Here is a 21,948-nt window from a genome sequence, read left to right as displayed (position 1 = left end):
TCGGAGTTCGGAGTTCGGAGTTCGGAGTTCGGAGTTCGGAGTTCGGAGTTCGGAGTTCGGAGTTCGGAGTTCGGAGTTCGGAGTTCGGAGCGGCATCATGGGGGCGAGCTGCCGATGTCAAGCTCCGGTTTCGTGGATTCTTTTTCTGCGTTCGTCTGCGTGTTGTGCGGATGATTCTGTCTTCCCGCGGTGTGAGCGTGCCCCCCGGGGGAGATCAAACCTGGTCCTACGACGCCTCCGAACCCCGAACTCCGAACGCCGAACGCTTTCCCCCTCTTCCCGCCGTGGCTCGCCGTGTGAACTCTTACGTTGTGCCCGCCACACCCGCCGTGCCCGCCTTCACTCGGGTTTTGGCGGCAGGTAAAAGAACAAAATGCCCAGGATCAGGTAAAGCGCCAGCAGTTGCACGCCTTCCAGCCAGTTGGTTTCACCGTCACCGCTGATCTGAAAGAGGATGTACACCGCCACGGCGACGCCGGTGACCTCGGGCAGCGAAAATTCCAGGTTCATCGGGCGGCCGAGGGGATAAGACACAAACACCAGGATCGGCGCCACAAAAAGGGCGATTTGAAGGCTCGACCCGACCGCAACACCTACCGTCAGGTCCATTTTGTCCTTTAACGCGGCTATGACCGCGGTGGAGTGTTCGGCTGCATTGCCGATCACGGCGATGACGATTACCCCTACGAAGACCTCCGTCAGGCCGATAATTCGGCGGGCAGTTTCGATCGTGCCGACGAGGAATTCCGACATGACCGCCACCGCCACCGTCGAAATGAGCAGAACCAGCAGCGCCTTGCTTCGCGCCCAATGGTGGCCGGGTTCGGGCTCGGCGTGCTCCGCCTCAAAGAGCTGGCGGTGCGTTATCAGTGAGAAAAGGAGCACGCAACAGTAAGTCACGAAAAGCACCACCGCGATGGCGAGGGACAGGTGCGCCTCGATCGCCGGAATCTCCCGGGCCCGCTGCAGGTCTGCCGTCACGTGGAAGACGGTGGGGGTGAGCAAGGCAATGGAGGCGAGTGAAAGCGACGTGGCGGAAACCCGGGCGCCGGAACGATTGAACCGCTGCACCTTGTAACGGCAGCCGCCGCCCAACGCGGCCAGGCCGAATACCAGCAGCACGTTACCGATGATTGAGCCGGTAATCGATGCTTTGACCACGTCCGTCAGCCCTTTCGACAGCGCCAAAAGCCCGATGATCAATTCGGCGGCGTTCCCGAACGTGGCGTTCAGCAGTCCACCTGCGGCCGGACCAAAATGTGCCGCTAACTCCTCGGTCGACCGTCCCATCAAGCCGGCCAGCGGCACGATGGCAAGCCCGGCGCAAATGAATAACGCCAGGTCGCTGTGCCAGGGAGGATAAAAGCGGATGGCAAAAGCGACGGGTATAAAAATCAGGAGCAGGTTTAACGATAGTAACGACCGTAGGCGTGTGATCACGCCTCCAGCTATCGCACGCCGTTTCCCAACGAAGCAACCCGCCTCAGCCTTTCGGGTCGACTGCCGTCATGACGTCCCGAAACGCAACGGCTCCCAGGCTGCCGAAAAGCGGGTGCCGGGTCAATTTCTCCTGGATTAACCGCGGCGACGTAAGGCCGCACAGGAAACGAGCCAGTTGCCGGGGCAAGCCCAGAGCGTGACGATGGTCGCGGCGCAACCTGGCCAGCGCGTCTGAATCCGGGAGGGTTGGGTGCCCTTTGGCCCTCTGGCCTAATTTTACCGGTTTGCCTCCGGCACAACGGCCGCAATGCCCGCAGTCGCCACCGAGTTCTTCGCCGAAATAGGCCAGCAGACGGCGGGTCAGACACCCCGGTTGCTCCAGGAGTTGCACCACGCTCCTGACGCGCTCCAGGTCCTGCCGTTCGCGCGTCTCGAAACGGGCAAGCAACTGCTGTTTCAACCGGACGGGATCTTCCGGGCGGTCCTTGGTCCGGTAACCTTGACGCAAGCCGCCGGCTTTGAGGCGGAGGTCGCCCTGTTCTTCAAGGTAGGTCAGGGCGCGAATGATCCTTTCACGCGGGGACGGCAATTGTTCGCCCGCGGCACGAACGTCCAGGTTATGCCAGCGCTTGGCTTTCACGGCGAGGTTAAGCAGGTTCCGGACAAACTCCGATCGTTCCCCCTTGAAGCGTGCTGCGATCTCCGCCGCCGGCCGCAGCATTTCTAACTGGTATTCATTGTAGAAAGGCGCCGTTGCCTCGATCACGTCCTCCAGTTCAAGGTAAGTTAGGAGTGTACTCACCACCAGCGGCCGTAAATCGTAACTCCGGGATAGTTCGTAGTTCGAAACGTCAAAGTCATTAACCTGCGCCAGGACAAAATCGACCAGCGCCCCCACCGATTCCGGATCCGGCGTGTCACCAAACACGAAATTCTCCAGGGCTGCGACGTCTTCGATGTTGCCTAACACCTCGCAAAGGGAGGGTTGGCCGTCGCGGCCCGCCCGCCCGATTTCCTGCGAGTAGTTTTCCAGGCTCTTCGGCAGGTTATAATGGTAGACGTACCGGATATCGGCTTTGTCAATGCCCATGCCGAAGGCGATGGTAGCAACCACCACCGCATCGGAAGATTGCATAAACCAGTCCTGCACCGCCTCACGTTCTTCGGCCTCCATCCCGGCGTGGTAGGCGCGTGCCGGCAGACTGCGACCCGCCAACCCTGCTGCCACCACTGCAGAGGTATGCTGCAGGGTGACGTAGACGATCGTCGGTCCCCTCGGCCTTTCCTGCAGGCTTTCGGCCAAAGCGTCGAGCCGCTTTGATTCTCGTACCGGAGAAACCCTGAGGTGCAGGTTCGGCCGGTGAAAACCGGTGTGAACGTAGGCGTCCGCAGCGACACCGAACGTTTGGCAAATGTCCTTGGCTACCGCAGGGGTCGCCGTGGCGGTCAACGCCAGCACGCGTTCGACGCCGAGCTTTTTTGCGATCTTCGCCAGTTTCAGGTAATCCGGCCGGAAGTTGTGTCCCCACTCAGAAATGCAATGCGCTTCGTCGATGACCATGAGCGCGATTTTCCGGCGCTGCAATTTATGGAGAAACGCTTCGTTGGAGAACCGCTCCGGCGAGACGTACAGCAGCTTTAACCGGCCGGCCTTGAGGTCGTCGTCGATCTCGCGGATCTCCGGGAGGGTCAAGCTGGAATCAAGCCGCGCGGCCCGAATGCGACGGCCGCGCAAGGAATCAACCTGATCTTTCATCAGCGCGATCAAGGGCGAGACGACGACCGTCAGACCGTCAAGGTGCAAAGCCGTGAGTTGATAACAGAGGCTCTTACCGCTGCCGGTTGGGAAGACCGCCAGGGCGGATTGGCCGGCCAGGAGCGTACGGATAACCTTTTCCTGGCCGTTCCGGAAATCATCGTAGCCGAACACCCGTTTCAGGGTGTCGCGGATCTCCGCGCCGTCGGAGTTCGCGGGTCTGCTCATGGTCCCGCGAGTCTAGGCGCCGCCGGGCAATTGTAAAACACATTTTCAAAAAGTTTTTTCTCCGTGCCGCCCTGCGCTGTCGCCGCCCGGTGCCACCCCCCCTCTCGGGCCCGCCGTGCCGCCGCGAACCGGTTGGTTGGTTGTCCGGCGGGCTGATGGTACGCTTTTCCCGTTTTGGCTCGGCGAAAAGAGATCACCGGTTTTATGCATCGTGCGCTTCCCGCGGTTGCACGACCGCCCATGGCCGTTCTATTCAGGTGCGCCACCCGTACCGAGGTCGTCTTTCTGACCTCCCTGCCCGCCGGCGGGTACATTGTTGCCGCCAACCACATCAGCCACTTCGATCCGGTGATCATTTCGTGCCGGTTTCCCCGGTACATTGACTGGATCGCGATGGACGCGTTGTTCCGTGGGCCCGCGGCGACTCGCCTCTTCGACTGGTTGCGCGCGATTCCCGTTTCCAGGGACGGTTCGGACCGGTCCGCCCTCCGGGTGGCCCACACCCGGCTGGCGAAAAATCGGGTGGTCGGCATTTTCCCCGAGGCCGGGATTCGGGCGGGCCCGGGGTCCGTGCTGGAAGGCGCCCCGATGTGGCCCGGCGTGGCCGCGCTCAGCGTCCTGGCCGGAAAGCCGGTCGTGCCGTGCGTGATTTTAGGGTCCGACCGGCTTTACCGGCCTCGCGCCTGGCTGGAACGCCCGCCCGTCTGGCTGGCATTTGGCCAACCGGTCTGGCCGGCGCACGCTGTGGATCGGAGGACGGCGCGAAATTCGGTTCAGGAGGGGTTAGCCCGGGCGTTTCTCGACCTGAAAGAGCACCTGCTACTCACCTACCATTTGCAGCCCGGCGATTTGCCAACCACACCGCAGGCGCGCAAAGGGGAAGGAAGAAACGCATCCTCCCGGGTGCCTGCGCCGTAGTAATCAGGGATGTCAGCCATGACAACTTGATGAGGCGGCGGCCCTATGCAGGGGGCTTGACGTTCATAACTCTAGTGATACAGTAGAGAAGATTTCCAAGGCAGTAATTGAGTTCTCTGGGCATTCTGGAGGGTTGGTCCGATAGGGATCTTCATCACCGGGATGCTGAGAGGACGAGATACAGAAAGTTCCGCAGGGAACCCTGGGTCTTGTTCTCAAGGTATAAACAATACTTGAGAAAAATAGGGAAATGGAAATCATCAACGCTTTAGGGGGCATTGTTTTTACCCTTCTGCTCGCGGCTCTGGCCGTAAGTCCGACCGCGATCAGCACGTACCTCGAAGTTCAGGAGGAGCAGAACGCCTCCGAAGCCGAGGCCTAACCGTCAGGGAACCAATCAACGTACACCCTGCCGCTGACTTAGACGATAATATAACACAATAGAATTCTGTATAAATTAAAACTATGATCTTCACTTTTGCCGCCGCCGATTCAGTGCTTGACCTGCTGTTTAGCAATAAAGGCCAGTCCGGGGTTCAGGAGCCCGAGTTTACACCGTTCGACTTGTCGTACCTGAGGGAGCTCCCAAGGGAAACCACCGGCCGGCCGGACAGGCCCAGCCGGGTCGCGGTGTTCCCGCCTGCTGTCCCGTTCAACTCCCCACAAGTCTGAGACCTTCTCCGGAAGGTATCCCGATGGTGGATCAGTTAACCTGCACAATCGAATCATCTATTTATGGACCCGAATCATTACGTTATTGCCGCGGTTGTTCATGGCCTGCGGCACGAGCAAAACGGAACCCTGCCCGCCGAAGCGGAGTTTACGCCCTTTAACCTGGCTTACCTCCGGAACGCTCCGGAGCGGCCGCAGGAGGTCGAAACGATCGCTGAAGGTCAGGTAGTCCGGGGAAGGTATGCACAAACCGCAGCCTGAACCGCTGGGTTTGGTCTCTGCCTGGACCCGTGTCCCCCCAGACTCCCCCCGGAACCCCCCCTTTTCGTTTTATTCTACTGCCGCCGCCTCCGGCGGTTGCCGCCCCCCGGCGGCTCCTTGCTCTTCTTCTTCCCATCAGGCGAAAACCTTCCGGTGCCTCCGACGCGAAGGTACCTAGGCGAAGACGCTTTGCGGGACGCGGGACGAGGTGTTCTCAGGCGCCAACGCACCGAAACGTCTTTCACCGCCAGGAGAACCGAACATGGGCGACAAAAGTATCACCAAGGTAAACGCATCGCATTCACCCCGGGGCAGGATGGGACAGAAATACCTCGCCGCAGGCGTCCACCTCTCAATGCGACTCTGGGAAAACGAGGAACCGGGCGAGGGAGGCACCCCTACCAGCCGCGAGTACGAAACCGTCGGATTCGTCATTTCCGGGCGCGCCGAATTGCACCTGGAGGGACAAATGGTCCTTCTCGAACCGGGCGATTCCTGGGTCGTACCCAAGGGTTCGGAACACGCCTACAAGATTCTCGAGAAATTTACTGCCGTCGAAGCGACGAGTCCGCCGGCGATGGCGCATGGCCGGGATGAATGAGGGATGCCGGGCAGAGCGCGTCCTTTGGAGGGGCGCGCCCGCTCGGAGAACCTCACCGCGTCGCTCCCGGTAGACACGGCTCGGCTCGGCCCCTCAGGCCGAAACCGCCTGGGGCTCCGGCTCCCGGACCTTGGTTTCCGAAGCCTGCAGCGAAGCCACGAATTCGTCGTGGCCCATTGGATGCGAGAACATCGGGAAATCGTGTTCAATCGCGTTCCGATGGGCTTCCTCGCTGACCGTCGCCGCGCAATCTTTCAGGGTCACGACCTTGTAGCCTAATTCGTAGGCCGTGCGCATGGTCGATTCGACGCAGCAGTTCGTGAGAAAGCCGCCCAGCGCAACCGTCTCGATCTGGCGCATCCGCAGCACAAAATCGAGGTTGGTGCTGGCAAAACCGCACAAGCCCCGTTTTCCTTCGACCACGATGTCGCCCGGTTGCGGCTTGAGCACGTCGGTGATTTCTGCGCCCCAGGTGCCTTGTTGAAAGCTTTGGCTGTCCTTGCAGCCTTTAAGGATGCCGTAAGGGGAGGGGCTGAGTTCGCGGAAATCGGCCGCGAAATGGATCGGCACGTACACAATCGTGACGCCGGCGGCGCGGGCCTGCCGCACGGTTTCGACGGTGTTCTGCAACATGTGGGTGGCCTCCATGACCGGTTTAACGGCGTCGTGCAGCTTTCCACCGGGGCTCGTGAAATCGTTCTGGTACTCGATCAGGACCAAGGCAGTGGTTCTGGGGTTCATGACTTGATCGTCGACCGCACAGGCCACAAAGACAAGCGCCGGGTGGAGAGTTCGGTCACACGGTCGCACGGCGGGCGCAGTGGGTTTGGCGGGCACAACGAAAGAGTTCACACGGCGAACACGGCGAACCACGGCGACCACGGCGGGAAGAAGGGGAAAGGGTTCGGAGTTCGGGGTTCGGCGTTCGGAGGCGTCGTAGAACCGGGTCTGATCTCCCCCGAGGTGCACGCTCACCCCGCGGGAAGTCTAGGACCATCCGCAGAACACGCAGAGGACGCAGAAGAGGAATTCATCCACAGATTACACAGATTGACGCAGATCAAGAGGACCGGGCGGCAACTCTAAGGCTGACCCTCGCACCCACCCCCTACGGTGCCATTCCGAACCCCGAACTCTTTGCTCCTCCCGCCGTGTTCGCCGTGGCCCGCCGTGTTCGCCGTGTGAACTCAGTCGTTGCGCCCGCCAAACCCGCTGTGGCCGCCGTGTGACCGAACTCCGAACTCCGAACTCGACACCCGCTGTCATTTTGGCCGGCTCCTTGCGAGGCGGGACCCTCCGGGGCGTTATAAAAGCGTGTGCCGGGACTCCACAAATGAGGGTTCGACAAGCATCAACCGAGTCGGGCAAAGTGCGAACTCAAACCGCCACAGAGGGCACCGCCGCGCTTGACTACCTTTGAAGGGAAATGAACTGCCGTGATACAGGGATCAACGGAGACGATGACCGCAAACTTCCGGCACCACACCACGCGACGGCTACTTATCCATTTGCTGGCCAGTTGCGTTTGCGCCCTCTTAGGAGTCTACGTCCAGGCCCCTTACCTGAAAGCTTCAGATCTGAATACGTCAGGGCTGCCGGCAATTCGCGAGACACCTGGCCCCGCGCTGGCGGTTCAAGGCACGAACCGCGCGCCTCCTGCCAGCGAGGTCCGCACTGGCGCGCCAGCAGACGCGGCGGGCGCAAAGGCAAGTGGCGCGGTGAAGGGCCGGCAAACGGTCCCATCCGCGCTGAGCCTGGAGAAGCTGGTACGGGAAAATGGCGCCGGGGCAACGCTTCGCCCCGATATTTCGGCGCACCTCAACGTGCTGATTTTGGGGGATTCTCTGAGTCTGTGTGGATTTGGAGAGCACTTGGATAAACGTTTCCGGGCCGATCCTCAGGTGAAAGCTACCTTCACCTACATGGCCTGCGGAACGATCCCGGTGAGTTGGCTTAAACGAAAGCCCTTCACTGACGTCAAAACCTACTGCGGTTTTTGGAGTATCGAGTCGATTCCGGGAACCACCAAACCAAAGGTATTCCAGGACACTTACGGCTTAACGCAAGGATACCGGCCACAGAGTCATGCCGTACCGAAACTGGAGGATCTGCTGCCGATCGTTCAGCCGCAGATCGTGGTGATGCAGACCGGAACCAATCTCTTTGGCCTTTTCCGCGATAGAAAGACCGTGCAACCGGACCGGCAGGGTCCAGCGGTGAAATCCCTGGTACGCCCGTTTCTTTCCGAAGCGCTCAAGCCTTCATCACCCGTGCAAAGATTGTACTGGGTGGCGTCCCCTACGTCCGGCAGAGTGTCAAAAGAGATCCAGGATTTCGTCGTTGAACAAATTCGTTCGATCACCCCGGGAACCATGACCGTAATTGACAGCCGGCGCTTTGTCTCCTACCCGTACCGGCACATGGCGCCTGACCGTGAACACTTTTTCGGGGAGCAGATGGACCAGTGGGCGGAGAAGGTGTTTGCGGCCATCGCGAGCGACTTGTCTTCGCGGCCGTTGGCCTCCCAGATGCCGGTAGAACGGGCGCCCGCTCCTGCCCCGCCTCCTCCTGCTTCTACGCCTCCTCCTACCCCCGCTCCGATCCCGCCGGGGCAGCCAGGTGAAAAGGTGCCCGAGACTGGACTGAGCGTCCGCGCCGTCCTGGCGTTCAAGTCAAAGCCGCTGCGCATCGACCAGCTCCTGCCGTACCAGGAATCTCTGGTAGCGTACGTTTATGATGTCGGCGAGGTGTTAAGCGGCGAGTACAAGCAAAAGCAGATTGCGAAACAGCGGGCTGAGGTCGAGAACATCAATGCCTGCCGCACGCAGTTCCTCGTAAAAACGGCCCAGAAACGGGCTGCTGATGTCTTCGGAAACCGCCGCTCCGGGCACAATTTTCTCCGGGTAGATGGCGGCTTTTGGCGGAACCGGCACCAGCAGTAGAGTAATCCCGCGCGCCTTCAGTTGCTCGTGGAAATCCAGAATCGCCGGCAACGGATCTGCAAACTCCGGCTTGGGCGCATGGCTTACTTTGATTGCGTCCTCACCCCAGAAGCGCCCGACTGACAACAATCTAAGCTCGGAGGTTAAGAACAACCAACCATCCGCTCCAGCCAACACCGTGGCGCTTTGCCGTTCCAAGGCTTGCACCTTTGCCGCCAACGCACGGCTGAATTCCTGTGCCGCATCCGAAAGCGGGATCTGGCCGGTCTGCCCATAAACAACCCTGACAGAACAGATGATCGACAGGCAGAACGGTAAAGTGAGGAGGCGTAAACGCCCCTGCGTGCGTTGAGAGTAGCCCACAGGGGCATACCAGTACCTTTCGCCGCCGTTTTTTTCAATCTTTTAGGATTCTCATCCATGTGTCGAGTGCATATAAAGGCCTCTCGAATGGTCTTCGCGCAGACCGGTGCAAACGCTCGTGCACGGCGCATCGAGGAGCGCCACGCAACGAACGGCCATCACCGTATCAATTGTCATCAACCTGGCGGCGCTCGGTTTTTTCAAATACTTCAACCTCGGCGTCGACACGTACAACGGGTTTGTCCACGCCTTGGGACTGACGTCAATGCAGTGGAACACCTCACTCCAGGTTGTGCTCCCGCTTGGTATCAGCTTTTACACGTTTCAGGCGCTCAGCTATACCATCGACGTCTATCGCGGCGATGCGGAAGCGATGGTGAACTTCATCGACTTTTCCTGTTTCGTTTCCATGTTCCCGCATCTCGTGGCGGGGCCGATCCTCAAGTTTTCGTTTCTCGGGGCGCAACTCCGGTCCCGCACGTTAGCCCTGGACGGCTTCGCACGCGGCGTGGCCTTCTTCGTCCTTGGCCTGTCCAGGAAAATCCTGCTTGCGAATCCGTGCGGCAAGATCGCCGACACGGCGTTTGACGCAGGTTCGATCTGCACCGTCGATGCGTGGTTCGGCTCGATCGCTTATGCCTTCCAGATCTACTTCGATTTCAGCGGTTATTCCGACATGGCCATCGGGCTGGGAATGATGCTCGGATTTATTTTTGCCAAGAACTTCGATTCGCCGTACCGGGCAGAATCCATCACCGACTTTTGGCGCCGCTGGCATATTTCGCTTTCCACGTGGCTGCGGGAATACCTTTACATCCCGCTGGGCGGGAACCGGCGCGGCACCGTTAGGACTTACTTCAACCTCATGGCCACCATGTTACTCGGCGGTTTGTGGCACGGCGCCTCATGGAACTTTGTCATCTGGGGCAGCATCCACGGCGGCATGCTCGCGTTCAAACGGAGCCAGGGACAAACGAGCTTCTACCGCAGATTGCCAAAGCCGCTGCGGATCGGGTTGACATTCCTCATCGTGGTCCTGGGTTGGGTGTTTTTCCGCGCCCCGGATCTGCGCCACGCCACCAACTATCTCACAAGCATGTTTGGTGGTGCACATATTTTTCCCGTTGCGACCCTGGTATCCGGCATCATTTATAAGCCCTACTACCTGTTGTCGTTTTTTATCGCCGCCGTGGTGGTCTGGACAGGAATGCAAACGTGGCATTGGACGCAGGTCATGACCTTGCCCAAAGCGAGCATCTGTTTTGGCCTTGGCTGGCTGGCTCTGGCGATGCTGGCAGCCCAACAATCCAATCCATTCATCTATTTTATTTTCTGAGAACGATGCCTCAAGAGTCACACATACCACCCGTTGCACGAGACGGTCAGCATCCGCTCCCGGACACAGACCGGCTTATCTCGCGTGAAGAAGAGGCGGAGCGTGCGCTCAAAAAAACGGCCTTCACTCGGGGAACGCGTTGCCTGCTGGTAACGCTCTTCCTGCTGACCATCGGTACCTGGCCGGCCGTGCAGATCATAACCGAACTCCGGACGTCCGGGACGGACGATGCGCTGCCGATGCTCGATCTTTTGAAGCTGCTGCCTTCCTGGTCAAAAATCTGCGGGGTGCGCAGCCTCGCTGACCTCGGTCACCTGGCGCCTGACGCTGAGGAGATCAAGGCTGTTGAGAAAGGAGTCCAGGATAAATCCGCGTTTGCACAATGGCTGCTGCCGCGGATGCAGGCTGTGCTCACCGGCATACTGCGCATCGGAAACGAGCAGGCTTACGTGGGACGGAACCGGTGGCTTTTTTACCGGCCGGATGTCGAATACGTCACCGGCCCGCCTTTCCTCGATCCGGCGCAACTGAAGGAGCGAGCGCGGCAGGCCGGCATCCAGCCCGACCCGGTCAAGGGGATCGTCGATTTCCGAAACCAACTGGCGAGGCGCGCGATTGATCTGGTCGTCATGCCGGTACCGGTAGAGCCGTGCGTTGACGGCGAGATGCTCGCCCTCAACCTGAGGCAGGAGAACGCCGGAGCGCTGCAAAATGGCTCGTTTGAGGATTTCAAGGCACGGCTTGGCGCGGAGGGGGTGCGCGTGTTTGATCCCGGACCGCTCCTCCGGGCGCGCAAACACGCCCTCGGAGGCGCGCCGCTTTTCCTGGAAACCGACACGCATTGGCGCCCGGAGACGATGGAGTTCGTGGCAGGACAACTCGCGGCGTTCCTCAACGCGTCCCCGGCCACGGCCACGCCCACCAACGCATTCCGAATCGCGGAAAAGGAAGTCGCCGGTCTGGGCGATCTGTTCACGATGCTAAGGTTACCCGCACAACAGAACGTTTACCTTCCTCAGAAGGTCGCTATCCGCCAGATTCTCGCCGGCAACGCCATGTGGCATCCGAGCAAGCAGGCCGGCGTGCTGCTGTTGGGTGACAGCTTTTGTAATATATTTTCGTTTGGATCCATGGGATGGGGTGAGTCGGCCGGATTTGCCGAGCACCTCAGCCGAGCGCTCGGCGGCCAGCCGTTGGATTGCATTCTGCGTAATAGCGACGCTTCGTACGCCACCAGGGAAATATTGAGCTCTGAGTTAGCCCGTGGGCGGGACCCGCTCGCGGGAAAAAAGGTGGTGGTGTGGGCGTTTGCCGCGCGTGAGCTGGCCTTCGGCAACTGGAAACTGTTGCCCTTGAAAACCGGAAAGCCGCAGCCGTTCCAATTCTTCAACCCCAAATCGGGTGAGGAGAGCGTGGTGACGGGTACCGTAGAGGCGATTTCAGGAGTGCCGTTGCCTGGCAGCGTACCCTACAAGGATCACACCCTCACCTTGCACCTGGTCGACGTCACCGGGCCGTCGCAACCTCCGTCGGAACCTTTGCAAGCGCTGGTTTGCCTCTGGAGCATGCGCGACAACGTGTGGATGCCCGCGGCGAGGCTGCGTTTCGGCGACCGCGTCACCGTACGTCTGCGCGCGTGGGCGGATGTCGCGACGCAATACGAGAAAATCAACCGCAGCGAGCTCGACGACGCGGTCCTGGAATTGGAAGAGCCGGCATGGGGCGAACTCGTCGGCCACGGGCAAGGCCGGGATCTGCATCCATTCTCAGCCGCGTTGAGCCATTAAGGAGGGTAGCGTAGCCACGTTGCTCAAACCGGCCCTGGACGTCTTGGGCGGTGATGGTGCGCAGGCTCGTGAACCCGGTCAGCTGGAAAAACCAAAAACCGTTTCATGGCGGCGGAATGGCGACGGCTTAAAATTTCGCACACGCGGCCAGCAATTGCCGGACTTCTTCGTCGCCGGTCTGGCTGAAATCCGAATAGAAAAAACCGACGGCTCGAAAGTGCGCCGGTTGAAACGCGCAGACCACGGCATCGGCTTCAGCCCGCAAACGTTCACAAACCTCGCGCGGGGCTACGGGCACCGCCACCAGGATGAACCGCGCCTGGCGTTGCCGGAGGGCGAGGACGGCAGCTCGCATGGTTGAGCCCGTGGCCAAACCGTCATCGGCCACGATTACCGGTCGCCCTTCGACCGGCACCGGCGCCCGATCCCCTCGATATAGTTCCTCGCGCCGGACCAGTTCCGGACGTTCGCGCGCGAGCGCCAGAGAAATCAAGGTCGGGGCATGAGGCAGTTCATCCACAACTTCCGGGTTCAGGACCTGCACGGCACCGCTGGCAATCGCTCCCATGGCAAGCTCCTCGTGTCCCGGTAGCCCGAGCTTGCGCACGACCAGGATATCCAAAGGCAGCCTGAACGCCTTTGCCACTTCGTAGCCGACCGGCACCCCGCCGCGGGGCAGGGCGAGCACCACGGCCCCGGTCAACTGATCGAGGTGGCCCGTCAGCCGCTCTGCTAATTGCCTGCCTGCATCATGCCGGTCCTGGAATAACGGTTCCACTGAAGCGCCGCAACGGTTTTACCGGATGCGTTCGATGCCGGTTTGTTCGCGTTCACAGCCATGCTCGTTTCGGCGAGCATTTCGGTTTTTGCAAAACGCCCTTTCTTAAAAACAATTAACCCCCTATTCCATTCACAGCGGCAGAGAACCTGCCAAAGTACGGGTAAACCGTCGCTCGATTCCCAATAACCCCCCCGATCTCCCTATGCCACCTCTAAACGGAAAAGTTGCGCTCGTAACCGGCGCGAGTTCTGGTATCGGCCGCGCCACTGCCCAGGCGCTGGGCCGGCTCGGCGTCAAACAGATGCTCACGGGCCGCTCCGAGGAGCGCCTCACAAAACTGGCGGCTGAGCTTGAGCCGGAAACGGCATGGCTCCCGGCTGATCTGATCGATCCGGCCCAGGTCGACCGCCTCGTGCCGGAAACGTTGCAGCGGTTCGGACGGATCGATATCGTCCTTGCCAACGCGGGTATTTACGTCAGCGGCGACATCAAAGACGGCGACCCGGACGCTTGGGACCGGCTGATCGCCACCAACGTGAACAGCGTGTTCCGGTTGGTGCGCTCAGCGCTCCCTCACCTGATCGGGCAGGGGAGCGGCGATATCCTGGTCACCAGTTCCATCTCCGGTCACCTGGCGATCTACTGGGAGCCGGTTTACAGCGCCTCAAAACACGCCATCCAATCGTTCGTGCACGGCCTGCGCCGCCAATTGGTTACGACCGGGGTGCGCGTCGGCGCGGTTGCCCCGGGCATCGTGCTGAACGAACTCTTCGGCGTCACCGACCCGGCGGAGATCGAACAGAAAGCAAACGCCGGCGCCGGCTTGCGTTCGGAAGACGTCGCCGAGGCGATCATTTTTATGCTGACGCGCCCCCAGAACGTGACGATTCGCGACCTGGTCATGCTGCCCAGAGCTCAGGAGTTGTGACGGGTGCCGGGTGCCGGGTGCCGGGGCTGAGCCTGGGAAAGCGCTGCCACTCGCTGGGCGTTACCCGTTACCCGTTCCCAGGTTGGTGTCTTTGCCGTCGAGTTCGTCGTTCTTGTAGGTAAGGTTGATGTACTTATCCCCCTGGACGTAGCGCCAGATGGTGCGCTTGTAGATGATCTTGTCTTCGGTGCTCTCCGAAGTGGGTGGCCCGAGGATCGCCCGCACTTCCGCCCTCGACATTCCGGTGTGAATCTGGTCGTAATTCGCCCGGTTGATTTTCGAGGTGGGACCGGCCGTTTGGCCGCAACCGGCTAAGGCGAGAAGCACGAGGCAGGTAATCCAGCGGGAAATACGGGGCAATGTGTTCATGAAGAAGTCCACAGATTACACAGATTACAGAGATTAAAAGGGTCTCACCACGCCCTGTCCGCTGCCGACCTGTACGGGGACTTATCGGCTTCAGGGAAGCACGGAGGGTCCAGCCAGGGCGGCAAGCCGGCCACGGGAGCGCACTGAGATCCGAAAGCTAAGAAGACGAGGCATCATGGATCCGGAGAAAACGGCGAAAGTGCCCTGGCGCCAATGGGGCACCGGGCTGGAAGAACCTGTGCGGGAGCAGATGGAGAATGCGTGCTCGTTGCCCGTCGCGGTTCAGGGCGCGCTCATGCCCGACGCGCACGTCGGGTACGGTTTACCGATCGGGGGCGTCCTCAGCGTGAAAGGCGCGGTCATCCCTTATGCGGTCGGCGTGGACATAGCTTGCCGGATGAAGCTGACCGTGCTGGATCTACCCGTTGCGAAGCTGAACGCTGACCGTGAGCGGTTCGTCCAGGCGATCGAACGCGAGACGCGGTTTGGCGTCGGTTCATCCTTCAGCCGACGGCGGCAGCATGAGGTCATGGATGCCGACTGGTCGGTAAGCCCGGTCACGGCCCGGTTCAAGGATCGGGCCTGGGACCAACTGGGTACGAGCGGGTCCGGCAATCATTTCGTTGAATTTGGTTCGTTGACGGTGACGAACGCCGAAGCGGGGTTGCCGGAAGGCGTTTACCTCGCCCTGCTGAGCCACAGCGGCAGCCGCGGGACCGGGGCCGCCATTTGCCAGCATTACAGCAAGCTGGCCAAGGCCCGGCGCACCGATTTGCCGGGGCCGTTGGCGCACCTGGCGTGGCTCGACCTCAACTCGCACGACGGCCAGGAGTACTGGGCGGCCATGCAACTCATGGGCCGTTATGCCTCCGCCAACCACGCGCTCATCCATGAACACATCGCCCGCCGGCTCGGGGTCGAGGTCAGACTCGACGTGGAGAACCACCACAATTTCGCCTGGAAAGAGCAGCACGCCGGGCGCGAGGTCGTCGTCCACCGGAAGGGAGCAACGCCCGCCGGAGAAGGGGTCCTCGGCGTCATTCCCGGTTCGATGGCGACGCCCGGCTTTGTGGTCCGAGGAAAAGGCGAGCCGACTTCCCTGAATTCCGCTTCCCACGGGGCTGGACGCCGGATGAGCCGGAAACAGGCCATCAAGACCCTGAAATGGTCCGAGGCGAAAGCTTTGTTGCAGGAACGGGGCATCTACGTGATCTCGGCCGGGCTGGACGAAGTGCCGATGGTCTATAAAGACATTCATGAAGTCATGGCCGCCCAGACCGACCTGGTCGAAGTCCTGGCCCGGTTTGACCCGAAAATCGTGAAGATGAGCCCGGCCGGCGAGCGAGCCGAGGACTGAGGAGGAGAATGCCACAAATGAAGAAGTGGCGGGTAACGGGTCACACGGCGGGCACAGCGGCTTTGGCGGGCACGACGACTGAGTTCACACGGCGAACACGGCGGGCCACGGCGAACACGGCGGGAAGAGGAGAGAGTTCGGGGTTCGGGGTTCGGAGCGGCATCCTGGGGGTGGGTGCGAGTGTCAGCCTTAGAGTTGCCGCCAGGTCCTCTTAATCTGCGTCAATCCGTGTAATATGTGGATGTTTTTCTTTTCTGCGTTCTCTGCGTGTTCTGCGGATGATTCTGTCTTTCCGCCGTGGTCGCCGTGTTCCGCCGTGGCGCCGTGTGATTCTCTTCCGCTGTGCCCGCCGTGTGACGGCGAGCCGCGAACTACCGCGTAACTATGATGACAGGCCCCGATAACAGCTCTCCCGGTTCCAAGTTTTCCGTTCACTCCATCGGCAGTCTGGCCAGCCGCGGTTCGATCGGTTCGATCGCCAGCATCGGGTCGATCGGCAGCCTGGCCAGTATCGGCTCCATCGGTTCGATTGCCAGCATCGGCAGCGTTGGTTCGATTGCGAGTATCGGGAGCGCCGGTTCGATCGCCAGCATCGGTTCCCGCGGCGCCATCGCCGGGATCAGGAGATCGGGTGGCGCGGGGACACAACGCGAACTTCAACAAATGAACCAGGCGCAGCCGCCTGGCTCATCCAGGTGGTGGCCGGTGTGCCTGGCAGCGGGTTTGCTGCTGCCCGCGATATTTCTTTTCGCTCGAGCCAATCGATCGTAGCGGACCCGCTACCCATCACGCTTCAGGCCTTCGGCGTCTTTCCGCATCAGATTGACGTGAGGCCGGTTGCGGTCGGGCTCGCCGCCTTCATGTTCGGGAAGTGCCCTCAATATATCGGGCGATTGTTGTCGAAAATTGAAGGCGCTCCGGAACCCTCCTGGCCGGCAGCAGTTACGGGCGCATCCGGGCCGGGGTCACCGGCGGCACACGAGCTGAGGAGCAACGCGCTGCCCGCAAGCAGCAAAAACATCCCGAGTCGAGCGATTATCCTTGTCACAGGGGAAGTTCGCGCCGGAAGCCAAGTTTGCAACACCGGGCGATCACGGCGGATCCACAGATAAAAAGATCATCCGCAGAACACGCCGAGAACGCAGAAAAGAAAAAACATCCACAGATTACACAGATTACACAGATTCAAAAGGGACCTCTCACCGCGCCGTGTACGCTGCCGCCCCGAACTCCGGACGCCGAACTCTACTCGACACCCGCCACCCGTTACCCGCCACCCGTTACCCGTTACCCGTTACCCGTTACCCGCCACCCGTTACCCGTTACCCGTTACCCGTTACCCGTTACCCGTTACCCGTTACCCGTTACCCGCCACTTCCCCATTTGTGGCATTCTATCTGACGCCTGCGACCTGAAAACCTTCATTCTCGAGGAAGGCGCGGACCTTCGGCACCTGGTCGCCTTGAATTTCTATCTGCCGGTTTTTGACCGTACCGCCGCAGCCGCAGGTCTGCCGGAGTTTCCTGGCCACATCGTCGATAAACGAGGCAGGCAGATGCGTTGCGAAATCGTCGACCACCGTCACCACCTTGCCGCCGCGGTGGGCCGTTTCCCGGCGCAGCACCACCCGGCCGGGCTTCCACAGCGGGCCGGGCCGCTCCGGCGGCGCCGGTTTCAGCTTGTTGCCTTCCGGCAACTCAGGCAGTTGAACCTGGTCGAATGCCCGCCCCAAATCGCCGAGCGGGTCTTGGGCGGCGTTGACCTCGACCCGCTTTTTAGGTTTCGAACCCATACCCGAGAAAAAGACGGGGTCGTCAAACGCCGGCCCGCAGGAGGGACCGGGACCGCAAACCGAAATCAACCGGGTCAGGCAGGCAGGCTTGGCTTAGGCTGAATGGTCCCGCTCGCCGTTTCCGTTCCCATTGCCGTTGCCGTTCGTTCCCGCTCGCTCCCGTTCGCTCCACGGTTCAATAACCACCGCGTTTCCCAGGCGCTCGTTCCAACGGGTGCGGTAATACCCCGGTAGAAGGTCGATGGCGCGCGCGTGTTTGACTTCGCTTCCATCGATGTAAGTCACCCAGGCGTAAGCGGCGTAATCCACCAGCAACTGGCGGCAGTTGCCGCAAGGGGAAACGATCCGAAAGCCTTCGCCCCGTTCTTTCCGGCGTACCGCCACGATCCCGGTTATTACGTGTTCTCCGGCGGTAAAGGCTGCCCCCAGCGCGATCGGTTCTGCACACGGCCCGTAGCCGCACGCTTTGATGTTTACACCTGCGTAAATTTTCCCTGACCCTGCCTGCACCGCACAGCCAACGGTATGCTGCTCCGGCCGGAACGCTCGCTGCAAGGCCGCTTCGGCGGCGGCCACCAGTTCCTCGATGTTCAGTGGCAGTTTGTGATTGCCGTTCCTTTCATCCGTGCCTGCATGGTTTCCGTTGTGGTGTCTCATCTTCCTCGCACGTAACAGAGTATTGACGGGAAGGGAGTGTCGTTGTCTTCGGGCATTTTTGCAATTCTTCTTGCATGCCGGCCATGTAACCAACCATCAACTATGCCGATCACATTGACCGGTTGCTCATGGAGGCATGTGGTCCTCCCGGCGCAGCCTTTTTTTCCTATCCAACGGCCGGGCTGCTCCCAACTTTAACGATCTCAGGCCCCGTCCTTGCACAACTCTCCCGGGCAGCAGGAAGCTTGCCCGGGAACGGTGGAAAACAGATTCAGCCCAGAAAAGAGAAAGCGCCCACAGATTACGCACCCGTGGGGCGAAGCCGCTCCAAACTCCACCCGACACTCGTTACCCGTTACCCGTCACACTTAAGGATTGATCCTGATCGGCGTTTCAGGTAAACGCTTTGCCCATTCCTTTACGGGTGTATGGCACCAATCTGGGTTCTATTCTGGCTTTTTTGGGGCGGGATCAATTCTGAGGCAACACGAGGGGCGGTCAACTTCCGGCAGGACCAGCTTGGGCAGGGAATCTTAACCTCAAACCCACTGCTTATTAATCAGGCGCTCACGAACGGCGCAGACCTGAACGGGCGGGTGCCGATGACGCCGGCCCTGCTGCAGATCGCCGCTGGCCGCAGCACGCGGATTGCGCACTATTTTGCGGAAGAGACGAAGGCGACGCCGTTGATCATGGCCGCTTCACTCGGCGATGCAGCGCTCTGCAACCAATTTGTCCGGCAGGGAGCCAATCGCTACCTGACGTCGAGCTGGGGTTGGATTGCCGCCCAGTACGCGGCAAGGTGCGGGTACCCGGAACTGGCCCGATCGTTGTTCAACAGTGACCCGGCGGCCGCCCATTACCGGATCAAGATTGGGATCGCACCTCAGACGATCATTCTCTACAAGGATGGTCTGGCCGTCGTATCCGGAAAGATCTCGACCGGGCGCAAGGGGCATGACACGCCGCCGGGTTACTACCTTGTCACCGACAAGGAGAGGACCCGCAAATCCTCGCTTTACAAGGTGCCGATGCCATACTTTCTGCGCTTGTCCTTCAGCGAATACGGCATCCACCAGGGGTATAACCCGGGCCGGCCGGCGAGTCACGGTTGCATCCGGGTCGGGAAGGAAACCGTGGCGAAAGCCCTTTTTGATGCCACTCCGATCGGTACGCTCGTTACGATCAATTAGGCTTAGGCCAGCCAGGTCTCGAGCAGCGACGTCGCGCGGATGGAGAGTGGAGGACTATTTATTCTATTCCTGAGCGGCAGTCGGCCGCAGCCAGGCGCGAACGCCCGGATCGTCAATGTTGGGGTCTTGATCCTCTACGCCCCGTGGTAACCCGTTGATGGGGGTGACCTCTCCGGCGGTGTTGGGGATCGCCGGGATTACGTCCCTGACAACCTCATTCGCCATGGCTCGGGCCACTTCAGCGGCCTCTTCCGCTTCAGCGCGCGGGGTGGCGCCTTCCGCCGGGGTCAGTGCCTCCGGGCCGACTTCCACCACTACCGAGCGGCGCGTCAGGCTTTCGCCGAAAGCGGTTAAATCGGTGGACGTCTCACCTTCAAAATCGACAACGAAATAATAATGCCGGTCAGTCATACCGGATCAGTAAACCGGCCCGCGCCGTTTCACGACCGGAGGAAAAGTTCAGGGTCTCACCGAGGGTGTTGGTGCCCTGCCCTGCCATGGTCAATGCCGGCGGCGGCGTTGTTCCAGGCGCATATTCAAATTGACCTGGCACTCCTGCAGACGCTGTCGCCACCGCCGCTTTTCCGCCGGGTCGGCACACCGGCCGATCTCCTCTTCGAGCCGGCCGATCTCCCGCAGCAGGTCGACCTCCTCGGGCACGTACCCCGAGTTTTTCAGAATCGAGTAGGCAAAGCGCAGGTCTTCCGGCCAGCGGAAGTACTCGTCAAGGTCCAAAGGCTTGCCTTTGCCCGGAAGCTGCTCGTGCGAGGATCTCGCCAGCCATTCCTGGATGATTTTCTCGATTCCCAAACCCATAAACAACGTTAACAACCTCAAGCCGGAAGGAGTTGATGCATTTGTCGCTTACGCCCGGAAAAAGTCACGCAGGTTTTGCCGGACCTCGTCGCGCTCGCCGGCGGGTAAGGGTTGAACTTGAGGGTTGAGAGTAAACGTAAAACGTCGAGTATCCCGTGGTGCGCGTCGCCGGAGAGTTGCCCGGCATCGAACGGCCATAAAACATGAACAGGCAAGCAGCGACGATCAACGGAGTTGAGATCAACTATACCCTCGGGGGAGAGCCGGGCCGGCCGGTGGTGATCTTGTGCCATCCTTTGGGCGTTAACCTCAACGTCTGGGCCTACCAAGTCCCAGTCCTGGAGCAACATTTTCAGGTGTTGAGGTACGACTTGCGCGGGCATGGAGGAAGTGCGGTGGGCCAAACGCCTTACCGTCTGGAGACATTGGCGGCGGATGCGGCCGGCCTCCTGGATCACCTCCGGATCGATCGGGTTGCATTCACCGGGTTGTCCATCGGCGGTATGATCGCCCAGGTCTTCGCGTTGCAATACCCCGAACGGCTTTCCGCCCTCGTGCTCTGCAGCACCGGAAGCCGAACCGCGCCGCAGGCAAAGGCCGGCTTCGACCAGCGAATCCAAAAAGTCGAAACCGAGGGGATGGGAAGCCAGGTGCCGCTCGTCCTGCAGAACTGGTTCACCGACGGTTTTCGTGAGGCCGCACCGGCGACGATGGGATGGATCGCCGGCATGCTCCGGTCCACCCGGGTCGCAGGGTTCGTGGGCTGTTGCCGGGCCATTCAGGAACTGGACGTCCTTGACCGATTGCCGGCCATCCAGGTTCCGACGCTCCTGATCGCCGGAGAGCAGGACAAGAATTTTCCACCGGCCGTCTCGGAACAAAGCCGGCAGCGGATCGCCGGGTCGGAGCTGAAGGCGTTAAGCAACGCCGCTCACCTGGGCAGCGTCGAACAGGTCCACGCCTTCAACGAAGCCGTCAGCGGATTTCTGCAGCGGTTTCTCCTCTGACACGGATAGCGGACCGAAAGGACACCTTCATGCATCCCTCGACCCGCGTGCTCAACGGAGCCGATACCAGGCGACGACTCTGGCCGGCCGGCATGACCCCGCCCGTGGTGACCTATGCGGTGACCGTGCTGTGCGGGCTCATTTATCTCCTCGAACTTTGGAACCGGCGAGCCGTTTTTTCTCTCCTGGTGGACCCGCTTCGTGATCTCCCGCAGACGGGTTGGCCCTCGGTTCTGGCCATCACGCTGGTGCATGACTACCGCTCGCCCATGCACATCGTCTTCAACCTGCTCGCCTTCCTGGCGCTCGGCCGGGTGGTCGAACAAGCCATCGGCAGCATCCGGTACCTGCTGTTACTCGTGGCTCTTGCCTGGGTGTCGTCGAGCTACCAACTCGGCCTGGAACACGCCATCGGGATCGGGCTTTCCGGAGTTATCTACGGCGTATTCGGCTTCATGCTGGGGGCGTCGCGCCGGAACCGGATCTTCCGCTGGTACGTCAGCCAGAATCTCAGGATGATGCTCGGCTGGGCGGTGCTCTGCGTGGTGCTCACGCATTTTAATATTCTCGGCGTGGCCAACACCGCCCACTTCAGCGGCCTGTTTTTCGGTGCGATCTGCGGACTCGCTTACAGCTTCCCGCGCTATGCCCCGGCGCTCTGGGTCCTGGCCTTCGGCCTGGCCGTAGCCGGCCCCGTCCTGGTGGCACGCGCCGCGTAGAGGGCGTTCGGAGTTCGGAGGTCGG

The 21,948-nt window shown here is 60.7% G+C and carries 22 protein-coding genes; 11 read left to right on the top strand and 11 right to left on the bottom strand.

Annotation, left to right across the window (positions count from 1 at the left end; translation table 11 throughout):
* Positions 1–339: 339 nt before the first annotated feature.
* On the bottom strand, positions 340–1,437 hold the full coding sequence (gene cax, locus JO015_02955) for a calcium/proton exchanger (protein ID MBV9998051.1): 1,098 nt from the start codon (positions 1,435–1,437) through the stop codon (positions 340–342).
* Positions 1,438–1,483: 46 nt separating this feature from the next.
* Entirely contained in the window at positions 1,484–3,424 is a 1,941-nt protein-coding gene (locus tag JO015_02950) for a RecQ family ATP-dependent DNA helicase (protein ID MBV9998050.1), read from the bottom strand.
* A gap of 240 nt (positions 3,425–3,664) precedes the next feature.
* Between JO015_02950 and JO015_02945 the strand changes: the two genes are divergently transcribed.
* The 4 genes from JO015_02945 to JO015_02930 all read left to right on the top strand — a co-directional run bounded on the left by JO015_02945 (position 3,665) and on the right by JO015_02930 (position 5,876).
* Positions 3,665–4,342, top strand: coding sequence for a 1-acyl-sn-glycerol-3-phosphate acyltransferase (locus JO015_02945; protein ID MBV9998049.1), 678 nt, complete (start codon positions 3,665–3,667; stop codon positions 4,340–4,342).
* Positions 4,343–4,807: 465 nt separating this feature from the next.
* A complete protein-coding gene (locus JO015_02940; GenBank protein ID MBV9998048.1) occupies positions 4,808–5,014 on the top strand; it encodes a hypothetical protein in 207 nt (68 codons plus the stop codon).
* 63 nt (positions 5,015–5,077) lie between these two features.
* On the top strand, positions 5,078–5,275 hold the full coding sequence (locus tag JO015_02935; protein MBV9998047.1) for a hypothetical protein: 198 nt from the start codon (positions 5,078–5,080) through the stop codon (positions 5,273–5,275).
* Between the two features lie 262 nt (positions 5,276–5,537).
* A complete protein-coding gene (locus JO015_02930; GenBank protein ID MBV9998046.1) occupies positions 5,538–5,876 on the top strand; it encodes a cupin domain-containing protein in 339 nt (112 codons plus the stop codon).
* 93 nt (positions 5,877–5,969) lie between these two features.
* Here JO015_02930 and JO015_02925 read toward each other — a convergent pair whose 3' ends face one another.
* Together JO015_02925 and JO015_02920 are read right to left on the bottom strand one after the other, a co-directional pair.
* Positions 5,970–6,617 carry a cysteine hydrolase gene (locus JO015_02925; protein MBV9998045.1) on the bottom strand — a complete coding sequence of 216 codons (648 nt, stop codon included), beginning with the start codon at positions 6,615–6,617 and terminating at the stop codon, positions 5,970–5,972.
* A 2,009-nt stretch (positions 6,618–8,626) separates the two neighbouring features.
* Positions 8,627–9,181, bottom strand: a complete 555-nt coding sequence (locus tag JO015_02920; GenBank protein ID MBV9998044.1) for a hypothetical protein — start codon at positions 9,179–9,181, stop codon at positions 8,627–8,629.
* Between the two features lie 106 nt (positions 9,182–9,287).
* Here JO015_02920 and JO015_02915 point away from each other — a divergent pair, with 106 nt between their 5' ends.
* Entirely contained in the window at positions 9,288–10,517 is a 1,230-nt protein-coding gene (locus tag JO015_02915; protein MBV9998043.1) for an MBOAT family protein, read from the top strand.
* A gap of 5 nt (positions 10,518–10,522) precedes the next feature.
* On the top strand, positions 10,523–12,304 hold the full coding sequence (locus JO015_02910) for a hypothetical protein (GenBank protein ID MBV9998042.1): 1,782 nt from the start codon (positions 10,523–10,525) through the stop codon (positions 12,302–12,304).
* 127 nt (positions 12,305–12,431) lie between these two features.
* On the opposite strand, the gene JO015_02905 is transcribed toward JO015_02910, so the two are convergent.
* Positions 12,432–13,082 carry a phosphoribosyltransferase gene (locus tag JO015_02905; protein ID MBV9998041.1) on the bottom strand — a complete coding sequence of 217 codons (651 nt, stop codon included), beginning with the start codon at positions 13,080–13,082 and terminating at the stop codon, positions 12,432–12,434.
* 205 nt (positions 13,083–13,287) lie between these two features.
* Between JO015_02905 and JO015_02900 the strand changes: the two genes are divergently transcribed.
* The gene (locus tag JO015_02900) at positions 13,288–14,013 is read left to right on the top strand and encodes an SDR family oxidoreductase (protein ID MBV9998040.1); all 726 of its coding nucleotides are present in this window, start codon (positions 13,288–13,290) and stop codon (positions 14,011–14,013) included.
* 60 nt (positions 14,014–14,073) lie between these two features.
* Here the strand turns inward: JO015_02900 and bamE are convergent, their stop codons facing one another.
* Complete coding sequence (gene bamE / locus JO015_02895; GenBank protein ID MBV9998039.1) at positions 14,074–14,382, bottom strand: outer membrane protein assembly factor BamE; 309 nt, start codon at positions 14,380–14,382, stop codon at positions 14,074–14,076.
* A 175-nt stretch (positions 14,383–14,557) separates the two neighbouring features.
* On the opposite strand from bamE, the gene JO015_02890 reads away from it, so the two are divergent.
* Positions 14,558–15,739: an RtcB family protein gene (locus JO015_02890; protein ID MBV9998038.1), complete on the top strand. Its 1,182-nt coding sequence runs from the start codon at positions 14,558–14,560 to the stop codon at positions 15,737–15,739.
* A gap of 431 nt (positions 15,740–16,170) precedes the next feature.
* On the opposite strand, the gene JO015_02885 is transcribed toward JO015_02890, so the two are convergent.
* The 3 genes from JO015_02885 to JO015_02875 form a co-directional block, all read right to left on the bottom strand.
* Positions 16,171–16,350, bottom strand: a complete 180-nt coding sequence (locus JO015_02885; GenBank protein ID MBV9998037.1) for a hypothetical protein — start codon at positions 16,348–16,350, stop codon at positions 16,171–16,173.
* 782 nt (positions 16,351–17,132) lie between these two features.
* The gene (locus JO015_02880; GenBank protein MBV9998036.1) at positions 17,133–17,531 is read right to left on the bottom strand and encodes a translation initiation factor; all 399 of its coding nucleotides are present in this window, start codon (positions 17,529–17,531) and stop codon (positions 17,133–17,135) included.
* A gap of 93 nt (positions 17,532–17,624) precedes the next feature.
* Positions 17,625–18,188, bottom strand: coding sequence for a hypothetical protein (locus JO015_02875; protein ID MBV9998035.1), 564 nt, complete (start codon positions 18,186–18,188; stop codon positions 17,625–17,627).
* A gap of 428 nt (positions 18,189–18,616) precedes the next feature.
* On the opposite strand from JO015_02875, the gene JO015_02870 reads away from it, so the two are divergent.
* Positions 18,617–19,381 carry a L,D-transpeptidase family protein gene (locus tag JO015_02870; protein MBV9998034.1) on the top strand — a complete coding sequence of 255 codons (765 nt, stop codon included), beginning with the start codon at positions 18,617–18,619 and terminating at the stop codon, positions 19,379–19,381.
* Positions 19,382–19,444: 63 nt separating this feature from the next.
* Here the strand turns inward: JO015_02870 and JO015_02865 are convergent, their stop codons facing one another.
* Together JO015_02865 and JO015_02860 are read right to left on the bottom strand one after the other, a co-directional pair.
* Entirely contained in the window at positions 19,445–19,792 is a 348-nt protein-coding gene (locus JO015_02865) for a hypothetical protein (protein ID MBV9998033.1), read from the bottom strand.
* A gap of 90 nt (positions 19,793–19,882) precedes the next feature.
* Positions 19,883–20,197 (bottom strand): DUF1992 domain-containing protein, encoded by a 315-nt coding sequence (locus JO015_02860; GenBank protein ID MBV9998032.1) that lies wholly within the window; start codon positions 20,195–20,197, stop codon positions 19,883–19,885.
* 203 nt (positions 20,198–20,400) lie between these two features.
* Here JO015_02860 and JO015_02855 point away from each other — a divergent pair, with 203 nt between their 5' ends.
* A complete protein-coding gene (locus JO015_02855) occupies positions 20,401–21,204 on the top strand; it encodes an alpha/beta fold hydrolase (GenBank protein MBV9998031.1) in 804 nt (267 codons plus the stop codon).
* Positions 21,205–21,233: 29 nt separating this feature from the next.
* Positions 21,234–21,923 (top strand): rhomboid family intramembrane serine protease, encoded by a 690-nt coding sequence (locus JO015_02850; GenBank protein ID MBV9998030.1) that lies wholly within the window; start codon positions 21,234–21,236, stop codon positions 21,921–21,923.
* Positions 21,924–21,948: the final 25 nt, after the last annotated feature.

The organism is Verrucomicrobiota bacterium, from assembly GCA_019247695.1.
Taxonomy (GTDB): Bacteria; Verrucomicrobiota; Verrucomicrobiia; order Chthoniobacterales; family JAFAMB01; genus JAFBAP01.
The sequence above is the reverse complement of the archived record's forward strand: the minus strand, read 5'-3'. Positions and strand labels throughout refer to the sequence as shown.